Source organism: Paraburkholderia sp., from assembly GCF_035948235.1.
GTDB lineage: Bacteria > Pseudomonadota > Gammaproteobacteria > Burkholderiales > Burkholderiaceae > Paraburkholderia.
Window position 1 is genome coordinate 1 of sequence record NZ_DASZJJ010000041.1, and the last position, 17,129, is coordinate 17,129.

The following is a 17,129-nucleotide window of genomic DNA, read 5'->3' on the forward strand; positions in this document are numbered from 1 at the left end:
TTGCCTTCAACGGCGCGTTTTTCAACGCGGGGCAGATGTGTTCGGCGACCTCACGCGTGCTGGTGACGCGTGCGCTGCACGATGCCTTCGTCGAGAAACTCGTCGCGCTGGCGCGCAGCGCCGTGGTGGGCGCGCCACACGCTGCCGATGTGCGCGTGGGGCCGCTGATCAGCGCGGCGCAGCGCGAACGCGTGCTTGGCTTGCTCGCGCGTGGCAAGGAGCAGGGCGCGCGCGTGCTGTGTGGCGGCGCTGCGGCGGCGCCTCACGGTGCAGGATTCTTCGTCGCGCCGACGGTTTGCACCAACGTCGCGCCCGACAACGTGCTCTGGTGCGAGGAGATTTTCGGGCCGGTCGCGCTGGTGCGCGCATTCGATACGGAATACGAAGCGATTGCGCTGGCCAACGATAGCGATTACGGACTCGTCGCCACGGTCGTCACCGCGGACGCCGAGCGCGCCGCACGCGTGAGCGACGCCTGCGAAGCGGGCACGGTCTGGGTCAATGCCCCGCAGGTGATCTTTCCGCAGACGGGTTGGGGCGGACGCAAGCTAAGCGGCCTTGGCCGCGAACTCGGTCCCTGGGGCGTGCGCGCTTACCAGGAAATCAAACACGTCATCCGGGCGCGCGTTGGCGCTGCTCATCCGCCGCAGTCGTAACACGCTGCGTCCCCCATAGAATCCAACAGGAAGAGACAGATGAGCACCGATAACGTTAATGGCTGGGCACCGCCGCCGCAGGCGACGGGTACCGTCGATAGCGCTGATCCCTCCGGCGCGAAATCCGGCAAGTGGCGCAAGATCGAGGTGCGCTCGATCGATTACGTGCCCGCGCACGAACGCCACGGCAGCGTGGCGGGCCAGGGACCGTTCTGGTTCCTCGGCAATTTCCAGTTCTTCACGATTGCCATCGGCTTCGTGGGTCCGAGCATGGGGCTTTCGCTGGGCTATACGATCCTCTCGGGCGTGCTCGGCATCTTGTTCGGCACGCTGTTCATGGCGTTTCACGCTTCGCAGGGCGCGCATCTGGGCCTGCCGCAGATGATCCAGTCGCGTGCGCAGTTCGGCTATCGCGGCGTGGTGCTGATCCTGATCGCAACGCTGTTCACGTTTATCGGCTTCAACGTGGTCGATACCGTGCTGATGGCGAGCGGCGTGAAGGGCATCTTCGGCTGGTCGCCCACGCTCGTGACCATCGTGACGGCGCTGATCGCGCTGGCGCTGGCGATCTACGGGCACGACTGGCTGCATCGCGTGTTCAAGTGGCTGCTGGTGGCAAGCCTGCCGCTCTATGTGCTGCTCACGCTGTGGATCGTGTTTGGCGCGGTGGGCGTGAAGGCCGGCGTGGCTGCACATGTGGGCGGTTTCTCGCTCGTGGCGTTCGCGGCGCAATTCGCTGCCAGCGCGAGCTACAACATCACTTACGCGCCCTATGTGTCGGACTACTCGCGCTATCTGCCGCGCGAAACGAAACCGCGCGCCATTATTGCGGCGGTGTTCATCGGCGCATCGGCGTCGGCGATCTGGTTGATCGCGCTGGGTGCATGGCTTGCCACGCGCCTGGGCGCTTCCGACGGACTGGTTGCGCTCTACGACGCGGGCAACGCGATGTTCCGTGGCTTTGGCGTGCTGATCTCGCTGGCGTCGGTGGGCGCGATGGTCGCGACGATGGGTCTGAACGCCTATAGCGCGATGCTCACAGTGGTCACGGCGGTGGATTCGTTCAAGCCGGTCAAACCGACTTCGACGGTGCGCGTGATTACGGTGCTGGTGCTTGGCCTCGTGTGGGTGGTGATTTCGCTGTCGCTGTCGGGCAATGCCATCGACATCCTGTTCGCGGCGCTCACGATCATGCTGTATCTGCTGGTGCCTTGGACGTCGGTGAATCTCGTCGACTTCTTCTTTGTGCGGCGCGGCCACTATGCAATTACGCAACTCTTCACGCCCAACGGTCTGTACGGCGCATGGGGCGCGCGCGGGCTGATCGCTTACGCGGTGGGTTTTGCTTCGACGGTGCCGTTCTTCGTGCTGCCCGGCATCTATACGGGACCGCTGGCGGCGCGTATCGGCGGCGTGGATGTGGCGTGGGCGGTGGGTCTGCTGGTGTCGGCGCTCGTGTATCTGGTGCTGGCGCGCTCGATCGATGCCGAAGGCGAACGCAAGGCCGTGCAGCAAAGCGAACGCGAAATCGCGCTGCTCGATGGCGCGGCGGGGCGCTCGCACTAAGCCGACTTCTGTTGTTGCTGCTTTAGAAAGACAAACGCGGCGCACGCTTCACAGCATGCGCCGCGTTGTTACATCGGCGTCAAACGAGCGGGCTTAGCCTTGCTTCCAGAGCGTGCGGCCCCAGAACGTCAGCGTGCGGTCCCATGCCAGTTGCGACCAGACCGGATCGAACTGCGTGTGCGCAATGCGGCCCGGGCCGACTGCCGTTTCGTTGGCGAAGGCGTGGTATGCCAGGTAGCGATGGAATTCGACGTTCACGCCGCCGTCACGCAGCTTCGTTTCGAGTTCGCCGACGGTTTCGATGTTGAAGAAGCCGTCCTGCGTGCCCCAGTGACCGAGTACCGGCACGGTGATCTTGCTGGCGTCGAGGTATTCGAGCGGCGGGAAGCCGTACCACACGACCGCGCCCGCCAGGTCCGGAATCTGGTTGGCGGCCAGCAGCGTAAGCGCGCCGCCCATGCAGTAGCCGGTCACGCCGACGCGATCGGTCAGCGTCTTGAGGTGATCCACGGCGCCGCGGATATCCTGCGAGGCGGCGTCGCCAAAATCGAGGCCCGTCATCAGATGGTGCGCCTCTTCTTCTTCGACGGTGATCTTGCCGCGATAGAGGTCGGGCACGAGGGCGTAGTAGCCGGCTTGCGCGAGACGGTCGGCGACGCCGCGAATCTGGTCGTTCACGCCCCACCATTCCTGAATCACGACGATGGCGGGTGCGCCTTCGGTTTTCTCCGGCGTGGCCAGGTAACCCTGGAGCGATTTGCCGTCGGGGCGGTTGAAGTTAATCATGGAGCCAGCGTGCTGTTTCATGAGATTTCCTCGAGGGTTCGGTCGATCGGTTGAAGGAAAAAACAGGGAAAAACCGGGAAAAAAGCGCAACACGCAAGCATAGCGCCTGCGCGAAGGCTTTGCTTGATGCGGCGGCGCGGGATCATTCGCCGATCAGGTGCAGAACGACCTCGCGCGTGCTTGCGTGGCGACGATGCTCGAACAGATAGATTCCCTGCCAGGTGCCCAGCAGCGGCGCGCCGTGCTCGACGGGAATCGACAACTGCGTCTGCGTGAGGGCGGTGCGCAGATGCGCGGGCATATCGTCGGGGCCTTCGGTGTCATGCTCGTAGCGCTGCGGGTCTTCGGGCGCGAGTTCGTCGAAATAGCGTTCGAGATCGCGGCGCACCGATGAATCGGCATTTTCCTGGATCAGCAGCGACGCCGAAGTGTGGCGGCAGAACAGCGTCAACAGCCCAATGCCGATGCCGCTTTCCCGCACGAATGCGCGGACTTCGTCCGTGAATTCGAACAGCCCGCGCGAGCGCGCGTGGACACGCAGATGGTGAATCGTCTGGCGCATGGTGGGATCCTCCGGTATTGATGTGGCGCGCGTTGCAGTCTGCCGCCCCGCACGCAAAATGGCCCAGACTGGTAGGATACCGGCCTTGCCAAATCACCGCCCTGATTCCCTAGGGCATGCCAGGAGTATGTCGTTGAATCTCACCCACTTCGCCAAGACCCGTTACGCCACCAAGGCTTTCGATTCCGCCCGCAAGATTCCCGCAGCCGTCATCGACCAACTCAAGGAACTGATCCGCTTCAGCCCCTCGTCGGTGAATTCGCAGCCGTGGCACTTCGTCGTGGCCGAAAGCGATGCCGCGCGCGCACGCGTGGCGAAGTCGATGCAGCCGGGCTATGCCTATAACGAAGCGAAGGTCACGCGCGCCTCGCACGTCATGGTCCTGTGCGTGCGCAAGGATATGGACGAAGCGCATCTGAACGCCGTGCTGGCGCAGGAAGAGGCCGATGGCCGTTTCGCCAGCGCCGAAGCGAAGACGATGCAGCAAAACACGCGCGGCTTTTACGTCAACCTGCATCGCGAGCGCGACGATCTGTCCGCGTGGATGGAAAAGCAGGCGTATCTGGCGCTGGGCACGTTGCTGATCGGCGCATCGACGCTTGAAATCGACGCCTGCCCGATGGAAGGTTTCGACGCGAAGGCGCTGGACGAAGAACTGGGTCTGGCCGCGCGCGGCCTGACGGCGATCGTCGTAGTGGGTCTGGGCTATCGTAGCGCCGACGACTTCAACGGCAAACTGCCGAAGTCGCGTCTGACGACGCAGGCGGTCTTTACCGAACTCTGAGCGTCGACCAGCGTTGCGCGGTTCAGCGCTTGATTTCGCCGCTTGATTTCGCCGATAACCGCGGCAACGCTGCGGTTATTCGCGCTCGTGTACCATCGGCGCTTCCAGTGACGCGTTACAAAACGACATAACGGAGCGTTCAGCGTATGCAGGGCATCAAGCGCCGGATCGTCTATCTCACGCTGTTCGAGGGGTTCGGAATTCTCATTACCGGCACGAGCTTTGCCTCGGTCGCCGGTAGCGGCATGGACCGCGCGGGCGCGGCGGCGATTTTTACCTCGCTGGTCGCGGTTGCGTGGAACGCCGTCTACAACTGGCTTTTCGAACGCTGGGAAGTGCGGCAGACCAAACGCGGGCGCAGTCCCTTGCGACGCATCATGCATGCGGTTGGTTTCGAGGGCGGCCTGGTCGTCTTTCTCGTGCCGATGATCGCGCTGACGCTGCGCGTATCGCTGGTCGAGGCCTTTGTCATGGACATCGGCCTCACGGTGTTCTTCCTCGTCTACGCGTATATCTTCAATCTGATCTTCGATGCGATTTTCGGGCTGCCGGCTTCGGCGATGCCGTTGTCAGGATCGTCGCGCAATTCGCAGGCCGAGCCGTGCAATTGACAGCGTAGCTGTCGCATCGTCACGGCTCGAATCCTGTCAGATCGCGGCTAACTTGTTTGCAATCCTGATCAAGCGTTACTGCACCGAGTAGCCACGCCCCTGCATACACGCGCCGAACGACCTCCAGTAGGTAGCGAGTTCGGCGCCTTGTGCCTGCTGCTGCGCCTGGGCCTGGGCCGCATGTTCGCGGCGCGCGCGCACGCCGCCCGCAAGCGCGCCTGCCGTCGCGCCCACCGCTGCGCCGTGACCTGCGTCATTGCCACTCACATCGCCGATGATCGCGCCGGCTGCGGCGCCGCGTGCTGCGCCGCCCACGCGTGCTCCGGTGGGCTGGGTGGGGGGCGGGACGGGTTGCGCGGCGACGGCGGGATCGATGCCGGTGTTCTGTTTAGCCCAGGCATAACAGGCGCCTTCGTCCTGTTGCTGTTTCTGCGGAGACTGGCCATGTGCGGGATACACGGCGGGATGCTGTTGCGCAAACGTCAGCGACGAAAACGCCAGCAGGAGACCAACGCCAAGCTGTTTCATGGAGCACTCCGGGACACAGTGTAGGGTGCCGCGCATCGCTTGGCGCGGCATGTTGTGATGGTGCGAGCCGGCAGGCAGCGTGATGTTTGCGCCACGGGATATTGCAGCGTCGCCGCAATAGAGAGCCGACAATGCAGCATATCTAAACGTCCCAGGCATCGAAAGCAGAGTGTGCACTTTGTCGAGCGAAACCCTGTCTGCGTCAAGGCGAAGCGGTGTAATGTTTGCGCTCGTTTCAAATGGAGTGCGAACGAATGTTGTCGAACTTCGTATCAAACGCGGCAAGCCGACAGAGGCGCTGCCTCTGCGGCTTTGGCCGATGCGTTATTTAGCCGCGTGATGCTTATGGTGCTTCTCGTGCTTGTGGGCGTGCTTCTTCGCGGTGTTCTTCGAATGCGAAGCGCCATGTGCGTAATGGCTTTGCGTGTGCGCAGCCGGCGCGCGCATGGCATCCGAGCCTTCGTCGAACTGCATGGTCGAGGGCTGTGCCTGAACGTTGCGAGCGTGAGCTTCGATCTGTGCGGCGCGTGCCGGGTCACGGCTCACCTGAATGCCGTTATCCACGTCCTGCGCGGATGCGATACCCGCAAACGCGGACAGGGAAATCAAAACGGCGATGGACGACTTCTTCATATTCTTCCTCAAGCTTGATTGACCGACGCCATTTGCGTCTGCACGGCTAACGGGCAGGCGGAGAAAGGCGTTGACGCGGTTGGCGCGAGTTAACGCTTCTTTACAACTCCGTCTGTCAATCACCTGATCGCCAAAAGAAAAGCCCCTGGAAAGGGGCTTGTTCGAATAATCCTGTAGTCCAGGGACGCAGTGGCCTATTGCGCCGGTGGAGCGGCCTTGGTGCTCGCATCGGCATCCGGATCGATGCTCACCTGCTGCGGATGGCTCGCATCGTGAAGCGCACCGGTCCATCCGCCGCCCAGATCGCCGATCAATGCCGCCGCATCCAGCAACCGGGATTGCTGCACCGTGAGCGCACTTTGTTGCGTGCTCAACTGAGTGGCTTGAGCGGTTGCTACCGTGGTGTAGTCCACTGTGCCAGCCTGATATTCGTTCTGTGCGATCTGTGCGCCGCGTATCGAGTCGCGTACGGCGGCGTCCAGCGCGTCGCTTTGCTGCGCCAGAATCCGCAGGCCCGAAAGATCGTTTTCCACGCTCTGGAATGCGCTGAGCACCGTGCCGCGATAGTTCGCGACCGCAGCGTTATAGCTCGCGCGCGCCACCGCGACTTCGGCGCTGCGCTCGCCGCCGTCGAAGATCGTTTCGGTGGCACTCGCGCCCAGCGACCACACGTAATTGCTCACGTGCAGCAGCCCCGCGAGCGGCGCCTGCGTAAATCCATCGAGCGCCGAAAGCGAAATCGTCGGGTAGTAGGCAGCGATGGCGACGCCGATCGCCGCATTCGCCGAAGCCATCTGCCGTTCCGCCGTGGCGACATCGGGACGCCGTTGCAGGATCGTCGAAGGCACGCCAGCCGGGATTTCCGGCAGGATGGGCAGCTTGCCGCTGTGCGGGATCGTCATATCTTCGGGATTGCGACCAACCAGCACCGCAATCGCATGCTCGTACTGCGCGCGCGACACGCCCAGCGCAATCAGGCTCGCTTGCGCGTTTTCCAGTTGCGTGCGCGCCGTGATGAGATCGGAAGGGGCCACGGTGCCCGCCGTGTCCTGGTCGGTCACCACGCGCAGCGAGTTCTTGTACGCCTCAACTGTCTGGGTGAGCAGATCGATATCGGCATCGGTCACGCGCAGATCGATCACGGCATTGGCCAGCGCGATCTGCTCGGAAAGTTTGGCATTGGCAAGCGTCGCTTCGCTGGCCTGCGCGGTGGCCGATTGTTCCTCGATCTGGCGGCGCACCTGGCCCCAGAAGTCGATCGTCCAGCTCACATTCGCCTCAAGCGAACCCGAATTGACGATGCGCGCGCCGCCGCTGCTAAAGCTGCTGGTCGTGCTGGTGGACGCCCGCTCGCGCGTGGCCGACCCGGTCACGCCGATGGTGGGAAAGAGGCTCGCGCGCGCGACGCGCACTTCGGCCAGCGCTTCCTGATAGTTGGCGTAGTCCTGCGCCACGGTCTGATTCGAGACGGCCACGAGCGGCTCCAGCTCGTCAAGCAGCGGGTCCTGGAAGCCGGTCCACCAGTCGCCCTTGGGGCCGGCCGCAGCGGACGGATCGGCCTGGGTCCAGCCCGGCAGCTCCTTCCACTGCGCGGGCGTGGCGACCTGCGGGCGATGATAATCGGGACCGACCATGCAGCCGCCCATCAGCAGCGCGAGGCTCAACGGCAATAGGCGCAAGGGGCGCAAGGTCGAGCGTGCTTTCATGGACAGAGTGAAATCGATTGGATGAATCTTCATGATGCGCTCTCATCGGCCTGACGGTTCCAGGGCAGGCGTGCGGCCCAGCGGGCGAGGCGGGCGCGCCCACGGTCGAGGAACAGATAAATCACGGGCGTGGTGTACAGCGTAAAGAACTGGCTGAGGATCAGGCCGCCCATCACCGTCACGCCCAGCGGCTGGCGCAGCGACGCGCCCTGGCCAATGCCGATCGCGAGCGGCACCGCGCCCAGCACCGCGGCGAAGGTCGTCATCATGATCGGGCGCAGACGCACCACGGCGGCTTCGTGGATCGCATCGCGCGCGTTGCGGCCTTCGTTGCGCTGCAACTGGATCGCCACATCCACCATCATGATGCCGTTCTTCTTGACGATACCAATCAGCAGGATGATGCCGATCATCGCGATCACCGAGAACGGCGTGCCGAAAATCAGCATCGCCAGGATCGCGCCAATGCCCGCCGAGGGCAACGTCGAGAGAATCGTCAGCGGGTGAATGGTGTTTTCATACAGCACGCCCAGCACGATATACACCACCACCAGCGCCGCGATAATCAGCAGCGGCACCGTTCCCATCGACTGCGCATACGCCTGGGCCGCGCCCGCGAACGCGCCATGGACGGAGGCGGGCATGCCGATGTCGCGTTGCGCCTGCTCGATGATCTTGCTTGCCTCCGAAAGCGAGCCGCCCTGGGGCAGATTGAACGAGATCGTGCCCGCTACCTGGCCGCTCTGGTGATTGACCTGGGTAGCGGTGTGGCCGGTGGTCCAGGTCATCAGCGCGTTGACGGGCACCATGGTCTCGGCGGCGGTACTGTCCGCGCTGCCGCTCGAACTGCCGCCCTTGCTGTTGGCGATCGAGTTGTTCTGCTGGTTGGCCACGGCGTTCGCGTTGCGCGAGTTCGTGCTGCTTGTGCTCGTCGTCGTGGTGCTCTCTGCGGTATAGGCGGTGACGCCCGAGACCGTGCTGCCCGACATCTGCGTAGACGCCGACCCGCTCGCATTCCCCGCCGCCGTGCTCAGCCAGATACGGCTGAACGACTGCGGATACTGCCAGTATTGCGGCGCCACTTCCATCACCACGAAATACTGGTTGATCGGGTTGTAAATGGTCGATACCGTGCGCTGGCCGAAGGCGTCGTAAAGCACGCTGTCCACCTGGTTCGGATCGAAGCCATAGCGCTTGGCGGTCGCGCGGTTCACCGTCACATAGGCCTGCAGGCCGTTCTGTTGCAGGTCGGAATTCACGTCGATGATGGTGCCGCGATACTTGTTCAGCGCATCGACGAGTTTGGGTGTCCATTCGAACAGCGCGTTGGCGTCGTCGCTGGTGAGCGTGTACTGATACTCGGCCGCTGACTGCCGCCCGCCAATCTGCAGATCCTGTTGCGCCACCAGGAAAAGGCGCGCGCCCGAGACCGCATTGAGCTTCGGTCGCAGACGGTTCACGATCTCCGTGGCGGAGAGCTTGCGCTGCGCGAGCGGTTTAAGCTCGATAAAGACGTTCGCCGTGTTGAGCGCGCGCCCGCCGGTGAAGCCCGCCACCGAAGCCACGGCAGGATCTTTCTGCACGATGTCCTGCAGCTGCGCGAGTTTCTTCTCCATCGCCGTGAAGGAAATGCTCTGGTCGGCGACGATCTGGCCGATCAGAATGCCCGTGTCCTGCTCGGGGAAGAAGGTGCCCGACAGCAGCCGCGCGAGAAACACGTTGCCGATCAGCAGCAGGAACAGCAGCACGATCACCAGCACCGCATGATCGAGCACGGCGTCGAGCGTGCGCGAATAGAACTGCTTGAAGCGCTCGAATTGCGCGTCGATCCACGCGGCCACGCGCGACGGCGCTTTCTTTTCGCGCTCGCGCTTGAGCACATAGGCGCACATCGTAGGCGTGACCGTGAGCGACACGATCAGCGAGATCACAATGGCGATCGACAGCGTCATCGCGAACTCATGAAACAGCAGGCCGACGATGCCGGGCATCAGCAGGATCGGCAGGAACACGGCGATCAGCGACAGGCTCATGGACAGCACCGTGAAGCCCACTTCGCCCGAGCCGCGCAGCGCCGCTTCCTTCGGATCGAGCCCGGCCTCCATATGGCGCACGATGTTTTCCAGCACCACCACGGCATCGTCCACCACGAAGCCGGTGCCGATGGTGAGCGCCATCAGCGATAGATTGTCGATGCTGTAGCCAAGCAGATACATGGGCCCGAACGTGCCGATGATCGACAGCGGCAGCGCCACGGCGGGAATCAGCGTGGCGCGCGGCGAGAGCAGGAACACGAACACCACGCCAATCACCAGCAACACGGCGATAAAGAGCGTGCGCTCCGTATCGGCCACCGACGCGCGCACCGATTCCGAACGGTCCACCGCCACGTTCACCTTGATGGTGGCGGGCAGCGCGGCCTCGATATTGGGCAGGCGCGCCTGGATCTGCTGCACGGTTTTCACGACGTTGCTGCCCGGCATCGGATAGACAATCACGAGCACGGCCGACTTACCGTTATAGAGGCCGGCGTTGCGGATGTTTTCGTTGGAGTCGCGCACCGTGCCCACGTCGCGCAGATAGACCGGCGCGCCGTCGCGATAGGCGATCACCACGTCGCGATAGGGCGCGGCGCTGGTGATCTGGTCGTTCGAGGTCACTACGAAGCGCTGGTCGCCCTGATCGAGATGGCCCTTGGCGCTATCGGCATTGGCCGCGCCGATGGCCGCTCGCACATCTTCAAGGCCAATGCCGTAGCTGTTGAGCTTGCCCGGCTCCAGTTCCACGCGTACCGAAGGCAGCGCGCCGCCGCCCAGCGTGATCTGGCCCACGCCGTCCACCTGCGAAAGCTGCTGCATGATCACCGAATCGGCGGAATCGTAGAGCTGCGCCTTGGTGAGCGTGTCCGAGGTGAGCGCGAGCACCATGATCGGCGCGCTCGCGGGGTTGTACTGGCGATAGGTCGGGTTACTGCGTAACGTGGTGGGCAGGTCCGCGCGTGCGGCCTGGATGGCGGCTTCCACGTCGCGCGCGGCGCCGTTGATGTCGCGATTCAGGCCGAACACGACCACGATCGTCGACGTCCCCACGTTGTTGATCGAGGTGAGCTGGCTGACGTCGGCGATGGTGCCCAGACGCCGCTCCAGCGGCTCGGCCACGGTCGAGGCCATGGTGTCGGGGCTTGCGCCCGCCATATTGGCCTGCACCACGATCACCGGATAGGCGATGTTGGGCAGTGGCGCGACCGGCAGCCGGAAAAAGGCCAGCGTACCGGCCAGCAGGATCGCGATCGCCAGCAGCGAAGTCGCGACCGGCCTGCGGATAAAGAGCGCCGACAGGTTCACGGCGTGCCCTCGGGTGCGGGCGTGCGCGGCGGCTCGTCACGGCCGTCCGTACCATCGGTATCGGCGTCGCCATCGTCTTCAGGCTTGTGCTTGCGGCCAAAGCGGATCGCCAGGCGGTCGAAGAACAGATAGATCACGGGCGTCGTGAAGAGCGTGAGCAATTGCGACACCGTGAGCCCGCCGATGATCGCCAGACCCAGCGGGCGGCGCAATTCCGAGCCGGTGCCGCTGCCCAGCAGCATCGGCAGCGCACCCAGCATGGCCGCAAGCGTGGTCATCAGGATCGGGCGGAAGCGCAGCAGCGACGCCTCGAAAATCGCCTCGCGCGGCGGCTTGCCGTGCACGCGTTCGGCTTCCAGCGCGAAGTCCACCATCATGATGGCGTTCTTCTTGACGATGCCGATCAGCAGCACGATGCCGATAATGCCGATCACGTCCAGATCCTTGCCCGCGATCATCAGCGCGAGCAGCGCGCCAATACCCGCCGAAGGCAGCGTAGACAGAATCGTCACCGGATGCACGTAGCTTTCGTACAGCACGCCCAGCACGATATAGACGGCGATCAGCGCCGCGAGCAGCAAGTAGACTTCGGAGGAGAGCGAGTCCTCGAAAGCCTGCGCCGCGCCCTGGAACGACGAGGTGATCGACGGCGGCAGCTTCACGTCGGCTTCGGCCTTGCGCACGTCGCGCACGGCGGCGGACAGCGACGCGCCATCGGCCAGATTGAACGAGATCGTCACCGAGGGGAATTGCGCGAGATGGCTGATCGTCAGCGGCGAGCGCGTGATGCGGATCGTCGCGATGCCCTTGAGCGGCACCTGGCCCGTGCTTGCCGTCTGGCTCGGCAGATAGATGTCGCCGATCGAATCGACCGTGGGCAGGGACTCGGGCTTTGCCACCAGGATCACGCGGTACTGGTCCGACTGCTGGAAGATGGTCGAGACGATGCGCTGGCCCAGGGCGTCGTAGAGCGCGTTGTCGATGGTCGCCGCGGTGATGCCGTAGCGCGCCGCAAGCTGGCGGTTCACTTCGACATCGACAGAAAGGCCGTCGGTGTTCAGATCGCTCGTGACGTCGCTGATCGACGGAATCTGCTTCATCTTGTCGATCAGCGCGGGCACGTACTGATTGAAGGCCTGCTGGTTCGGGCCGCGCAACACGAAGTTGTACTGGTTGGGCGACACGGTGGTGTCGAGCGTCAGATCCTGTTCGGGCTGCAGATAAAGACGAATGCCCGCGACCTTCGCGACCGACTGCTGGATGCGCCGCGCGATTTCCTCGGCGCTTTCGGAACGGTCGTCATGCGCTTTCAGGTTGATCAGGAAGCGGCCGTTGTTGAGCGTGTTATTGATGCCGTCGATGCCCACGTAAGAGGTGAGCGACTCCACATCGGGGTCCTTGAGAATTTCTTCGGCAAGCGCCGACTGGCGCCGCACCATTCCCGAGTACGACACGGAGTTGTCGGCCACGCTGATCCCCTGGATCACGCCCACGTCCTGCACGGGGAAGAGGCCCTTGGGAATCACCACGTAGAGCAGGCCCGTCAGCGCGACGGTCACTACGAAAACAATCAGCGTGAGCACCTGATGGTCGAGCACCCAGCGCAGACCGCGTTCATAGGCGTTGAGCGTCTTGTCGAACAGGCCTTCGCTGATGCGCTCGAAGCGGCTGGGGTGGCGCTCAGCTTGGGCGCGCAGGATCCGCGCGCACATCATCGGCACGACGGTCAGCGATACCACGGCGGACAGCACGATAGTCACCGCGAGCGTGACGGCGAATTCGCTAAAGAGACGCCCGATCACGCCGCCCATGAAGAGCAGCGGAATCAGCACGGCGATCAGCGAAATCGTCAGCGAGAGAATCGTGAAGCCGATCTGGCCCGCGCCCTTGAGTGCCGCTTGCAAGGGCTTTTCGCCTTCCTCAAGATAGCGCACGACGTTTTCGATCATCACGATCGAGTCGTCCACCACGAAGCCCGTGGCGATGATGAGCGCCATCAGCGAGAGATTGTCGATCGAATAGCCCAGCTCGTACATCACGGCCAGCGTGCCGATCAGCGAGACCGGCACGGAGATGCTCGGGATGATGGTGGCGGGCAGATTGCGCAGGAACACGAAGATCACCGCCACCACCAGCGCGACGGCGAGCACGAGTTCGAACGCGGCGTCGTGCACGGAGGCCTGGATGACGCCCACGCTGTTCGACACCACGGTGACCTTCATGCCGGCGGGCAGCGTCGCTTCGAGTTGCGGCAACTCGCGCGTGATCTGGTTGACGGTGGCGATCACGTTGGCGCCCGGCTGGCGCTGCACGTTGAGCACGATGGCGGGCTGCTTGTTGTACCACGCGCCGCGCTCGACATCCTGCGCCGCCGTGGACACGCGCGCGACGTCGCGCATAAAGACCGGCGAGCCGTTCTGATAGGCGATGACCGTATTTTCGTAGTCCTTGGGATCGGAAATCTGGTCGTTGGAGTTGATCGTGTAGTCGAGCTCGGGGCCGTCGAAGTTGCCCTTCGGCGCGCTCACATTCACGTTGGCGAGTAGCGTGCGCAGATCGTCCAGATTCAGGCCGTAGGCCGCGAGCTTTTGCGGATCGGCTTCCACGCGCACGGCCGGCACGTTGCCGCCCGCCGTACTCACCAGACCCACGCCCGGCACTTCGGAAATCTTGGTGGCAAGCCGGTTATTGGCCGCGTCCTGCAACTGCGTGAGCGACATCGAATTCGACGTGACCGCGAGCGTGAGGATCGGCTGGTCGGCGGGATTGACCTTGGCGTAGGTCGGCGGCGCGGGCAGGCCGCTCGGCAGGAAGCTGTTGGCGGCGTTGATGGCCTGCTGCACGTTCTGCTCGGCCACGTCCAGATTGAGCGAGAGATCGAATTGCAGCGTGATGACCGAGGCGCCCTCGGAGCTGTAAGAGACCATCTGCTGCAGACCCGGAATCTCGCCGAGCTGCACTTCCAGCGGCGCGGTTACGGTGGTCGCCATGACGCTCGGGCTGGCGCCGGGGTAGAAGGTCTGCACCTGGATCGTCGGGTAATCGACGGAGGGCAGCGACGACACGGGCAGGAACTTCATCGCCACGAGCCCGACCAGCACCATCGCGATCATCAACAACGATGTCGCGACGGGCCGCAGAATGAAAAGACGCGAGATATTCATCGACGCTCAGGCGTGGGATCAGGAGGCCGCAGCGGGCGCGGAGGCCGCTTGCGCGCCCGAGGCATCGGCTGCAGCGGAAGCCGCTTGCGCGTGCGAGGCGCCGCGCACGCGTGCCGCGCCGCTGGCAGCGCTGGCGGCGGCGGGCTTGCCGGTCGACGGCTGGATTTTGGTGCCGTCGTTGAGGCGGTCGAGCCCGTCGGTCACCACCTGCTGGCCTGCCTGCAGCCCTGCCGTGATGACGGTGTGCTGCCCGTCGCTCGGGCCGAGCGTGACCTTGTGGACCGACACGGTGTTGTCGGCGTTCACGAGGTAGACGTAGTCGCCAGGCGCGCCCGACTGCACGGCGGGCGTGGGCACGAGCACGGCATTCTGCAGCGTGTCCACCAGCAGGCGCACGTTGACGAACTCGTTGGGGAACAGGGCTTCGTCGTCGTTGGGGACGCTTGCGCGCAGCGTGACCGTGCCGGTAGCCGTGGCCATCTGGTTGCTGATCGCGTAGAGCGTGCCGGTTGCCAGTTGCTTCGTGTTTTCGCTGTTGAAGATGGTGATAGGCAGTTTCGCGCCTGCGTTGACGCGCTGCAGCACATTGGATAGCGAGTTCTGCGGCACCGTGAACTGCACGGTGGTGGGCTTGATTGTGGTGATCACGGCGATGCCCGTGGAGCTGGACGCCGTCACGTAATTGCCCGGATCGACCAGACGCAGGCCCACGCGGCCGGAGACGGGCGCGGTGATGCGGCAATAGATCAGGTCGAGTTCGTATTGCTTGATGTTGGCGAGGTCTGACTTCACGGCGGCCTCGTCCTGCGCGACGAGGAACTTCTGGTCGCTATAGGTCTGTTCGGCGATCGACTTCTTCTCGTTCAGTTGCGCGTAGCGCTCGAGATCGGCGCGAGCTTGGGCGAGCGAAGCGCGGTCCTTGGCAAGCTGCGCCTCGGCCTGTTCCTTGCTGATCTCATACTGGCGCGGATCGATCTGTGCGAGGAACTGACCTTTGACGACATCCTGGCCTTCGCGATAGCCAACTTCGGTTAGATAGCCGCTCAGTTGCGGAAGCACCGTGACGGTGGCGATCGGCGTGACGGTGCCGAGCGCATCGAGCGTGACCGGCATCGAACCGACGGTGGCCGGTGCGACCGTCACGACCTGAGGCGCCGCGCCGCGCGTGGGCTTTTTGCGATGCAGGATGTGAACGGCTACGACGACGATCAGGATCACGAGCAACGCAAGCAGGATCCACCGGCCGCGACCGCGGCGCCTGGGCGGCGGCGGGTTTGAGGCGGGCGGCGTCACCACGGCCGGCGGCCTGGGCGGCGTGGAGGAAGCGGGCGGTTGGTTAGGCGTGTCGCTCATGCCAGTCTCCCGAAATGAACAGCGACGCCGACCGGGCCGTTCGTGCCAGCGTATTGCGCTGCACGCGCACTCGCGCGCAAGCTGGGACCGTGGGGGGCGCGCGGCAGGCGGGCCGCGCAGGCGCCGTGCCGGTTGTCGTCGGTTCGCATACGAATTCTCATGGTTGTTGTGTGCAGGCGCTGCACATATCCGGCATGCATGCCGGATACGCCAGAGCCCGAGACCTGCAGTCTAACCAACTCGCGCGCTAATTTCGAAACGTAGGTTAATTGAAAGGTTTTGGCGTATTACAAGGCGATGAAAACAAGGGACGGCGCAGCGATAAATACGTCACCCACGACCCTCGTGAAATAGCTTGTAAGGGCCTTGATTTGCCGGACGTAGCTCCGGGAATCGCGTCCGTGTCCGATCGTTATGCTCTCGTCCTGATAAGCCGTAACAGGTACTGGGAGGTGACCGGAGCATGTCAAAACATCATTTATCCATTCAGCGTGCATTCAATCGCTTGATGCTGGGACTCGCTGTTGCGGGCGCCATGTCGCTGCAGGGCTGTTCAACAACGCTTGAAAATATCGCACTGGGAACGGGCATCGGCGTGGCGGGAACGGTGTCGGCGCTCGGGTGTCTGCTTGCCTGCCAGGACAAAGGCCCGGGCTGGTAATGCAGGCGCGCGCCAGTGATACGGTTGCGCTTGAGTGTTTGTCATATTCATCGGAGAAACTAGAACGTTAGCGGCGGGACGAATGGCGCTAAGTGCGGGCTTCTAGCACGTGAGCCAGCGCCATGTCGTAACGCGCCGTAACGGTTCGCTCCTGAATATCGGGTCGCCTGGCGCATTTGGACCCCGCCAGCTAAGGTTCTCTTCAGGCGGCGTCGGTAGGCTCGGGGGCTGGAGGCCGTTGCTTTTATCCAATGCTTTCAATCAGCGGTGCAAATGCCCGTTTGAATGCGAAATCGAATGAGAAATCGCATGCAGATTGAAATGCAATTGGAAGTATTTGCAGTCGCAGCCCTGTGTTTGCAACTCGGGCATGCGACAAAACACGCAACACTCCGATCCGGAACCCACACTTTGGCGTAAGTCCGCGAACTGTCGCGGCAGTATCGACGACATGAAAACGCTCTTTTTGCAGGCCCCGTCTTACGATGGCTTTGACGGTGGCGCGGGTTCGCGCTATCAGGCGAAGCGCGAGATCCGCTCGTTCTGGTATCCGACCTGGCTTGCCCAGCCCGCTGCGCTGGTGCCCGAGAGCCGCGTGCTGGACGCACCCGCCGATGGCATCGGCGTTGAAGAGACGCTGAAGATCGCGATGGACTATGACCTCGTCATCATCCACACGAGCACGCCGTCGTTTCCCACCGATGCACTTTTCGCGGAAGACCTGAAAAAGCGCAAACCGTCGCTGCTGGTCGGCATGGTGGGCGCGAAGGTGATG

The 17,129-nt window shown here is 63.5% G+C and carries 13 protein-coding genes and 1 pseudogene; 6 read left to right on the forward strand and 8 right to left on the reverse strand.

Annotation, left to right across the window (positions count from 1 at the left end; translation table 11 throughout):
• A partial coding sequence (locus VG320_RS02565; protein ID WP_327198597.1) for an aldehyde dehydrogenase family protein occupies positions 1–656 on the forward strand: 656 nt, incomplete at its 5' end.
• A gap of 39 nt (positions 657–695) precedes the next feature.
• A complete protein-coding gene (locus VG320_RS02570) occupies positions 696–2,222 on the forward strand; it encodes a purine-cytosine permease family protein (RefSeq protein WP_327198598.1) in 1,527 nt (508 codons plus the stop codon).
• A gap of 93 nt (positions 2,223–2,315) precedes the next feature.
• Here the strand turns inward: VG320_RS02570 and VG320_RS02575 are convergent, their stop codons facing one another.
• Both VG320_RS02575 and VG320_RS02580 read right to left on the reverse strand, forming a co-directional pair.
• Complete coding sequence (locus tag VG320_RS02575) at positions 2,316–3,029, reverse strand: dienelactone hydrolase family protein (protein WP_327198599.1); 714 nt, start codon at positions 3,027–3,029, stop codon at positions 2,316–2,318.
• Between the two features lie 121 nt (positions 3,030–3,150).
• On the reverse strand, positions 3,151–3,570 hold the full coding sequence (locus VG320_RS02580) for a secondary thiamine-phosphate synthase enzyme YjbQ (protein WP_327198600.1): 420 nt from the start codon (positions 3,568–3,570) through the stop codon (positions 3,151–3,153).
• Positions 3,571–3,703: 133 nt separating this feature from the next.
• Here VG320_RS02580 and nfsB point away from each other — a divergent pair, with 133 nt between their 5' ends.
• Both nfsB and VG320_RS02590 read left to right on the forward strand, forming a co-directional pair.
• Entirely contained in the window at positions 3,704–4,354 is a 651-nt protein-coding gene (gene nfsB / locus VG320_RS02585) for an oxygen-insensitive NAD(P)H nitroreductase (protein WP_327198601.1), read from the forward strand.
• 146 nt (positions 4,355–4,500) lie between these two features.
• Positions 4,501–4,965, forward strand: coding sequence for a PACE efflux transporter (locus VG320_RS02590; protein ID WP_327198602.1), 465 nt, complete (start codon positions 4,501–4,503; stop codon positions 4,963–4,965).
• Between the two features lie 75 nt (positions 4,966–5,040).
• Here the strand turns inward: VG320_RS02590 and VG320_RS02595 are convergent, their stop codons facing one another.
• The 6 genes from VG320_RS02595 to VG320_RS02620 form a co-directional block, all read right to left on the reverse strand.
• Entirely contained in the window at positions 5,041–5,493 is a 453-nt protein-coding gene (locus tag VG320_RS02595) for a YMGG-like glycine zipper-containing protein (RefSeq protein WP_327198603.1), read from the reverse strand.
• Between the two features lie 324 nt (positions 5,494–5,817).
• Positions 5,818–6,126 carry a hypothetical protein gene (locus VG320_RS02600; RefSeq protein ID WP_327198604.1) on the reverse strand — a complete coding sequence of 103 codons (309 nt, stop codon included), beginning with the start codon at positions 6,124–6,126 and terminating at the stop codon, positions 5,818–5,820.
• 194 nt (positions 6,127–6,320) lie between these two features.
• On the reverse strand, positions 6,321–7,832 hold the full coding sequence (locus VG320_RS02605) for an efflux transporter outer membrane subunit (RefSeq protein ID WP_327198609.1): 1,512 nt from the start codon (positions 7,830–7,832) through the stop codon (positions 6,321–6,323).
• A gap of 29 nt (positions 7,833–7,861) precedes the next feature.
• Positions 7,862–11,176, reverse strand: a complete 3,315-nt coding sequence (locus tag VG320_RS02610; protein WP_327198605.1) for an efflux RND transporter permease subunit — start codon at positions 11,174–11,176, stop codon at positions 7,862–7,864.
• A complete protein-coding gene (locus VG320_RS02615) occupies positions 11,173–14,340 on the reverse strand; it encodes an efflux RND transporter permease subunit (protein WP_327198606.1) in 3,168 nt (1,055 codons plus the stop codon). The genes VG320_RS02610 and VG320_RS02615 overlap by 4 nt, the downstream gene beginning before the upstream one ends.
• An 18-nt stretch (positions 14,341–14,358) precedes the next feature.
• Positions 14,359–15,693: an efflux RND transporter periplasmic adaptor subunit gene (locus VG320_RS02620; protein ID WP_327198607.1), complete on the reverse strand. Its 1,335-nt coding sequence runs from the start codon at positions 15,691–15,693 to the stop codon at positions 14,359–14,361.
• Between the two features lie 463 nt (positions 15,694–16,156).
• Here VG320_RS02620 and VG320_RS02625 point away from each other — a divergent pair, with 463 nt between their 5' ends.
• Positions 16,157–16,354, forward strand: coding sequence for a hypothetical protein (locus tag VG320_RS02625; protein WP_327198608.1), 198 nt, complete (start codon positions 16,157–16,159; stop codon positions 16,352–16,354).
• A gap of 451 nt (positions 16,355–16,805) precedes the next feature.
• Positions 16,806–17,129 (forward strand): annotated as a pseudogene (locus VG320_RS02630) (hopanoid biosynthesis associated radical SAM protein HpnJ); the annotation flags it as partial.

Bases quoted from the DNA above. Each gene is read 5' to 3' on its own strand.
- VG320_RS02620 (WP_327198607.1), bottom strand. From the start codon at position 15,693: ATGAGCGACACGCCTAACCAACCGCCCGCTTCCTCCACGCCGCCCAGG.
- VG320_RS02615 (WP_327198606.1), bottom strand. From the start codon at position 14,340: ATGAATATCTCGCGTCTTTTCATTCTGCGGCCCGTCGCGACATCGTTG.
- VG320_RS02595 (WP_327198603.1), bottom strand. From the start codon at position 5,493: ATGAAACAGCTTGGCGTTGGTCTCCTGCTGGCGTTTTCGTCGCTGACG.
- VG320_RS02605 (WP_327198609.1), bottom strand. From the start codon at position 7,832: ATGAAAGCACGCTCGACCTTGCGCCCCTTGCGCCTATTGCCGTTGAGC.
- VG320_RS02570 (WP_327198598.1), top strand. From the start codon at position 696: ATGAGCACCGATAACGTTAATGGCTGGGCACCGCCGCCGCAGGCGACG.
- VG320_RS02600 (WP_327198604.1), bottom strand. From the start codon at position 6,126: ATGAAGAAGTCGTCCATCGCCGTTTTGATTTCCCTGTCCGCGTTTGCG.
- VG320_RS02580 (WP_327198600.1), bottom strand. From the start codon at position 3,570: ATGCGCCAGACGATTCACCATCTGCGTGTCCACGCGCGCTCGCGCGGG.
- VG320_RS02625 (WP_327198608.1), top strand. From the start codon at position 16,157: ATGTCAAAACATCATTTATCCATTCAGCGTGCATTCAATCGCTTGATG.
- VG320_RS02590 (WP_327198602.1), top strand. From the start codon at position 4,501: ATGCAGGGCATCAAGCGCCGGATCGTCTATCTCACGCTGTTCGAGGGG.
- VG320_RS02575 (WP_327198599.1), bottom strand. From the start codon at position 3,029: ATGAAACAGCACGCTGGCTCCATGATTAACTTCAACCGCCCCGACGGC.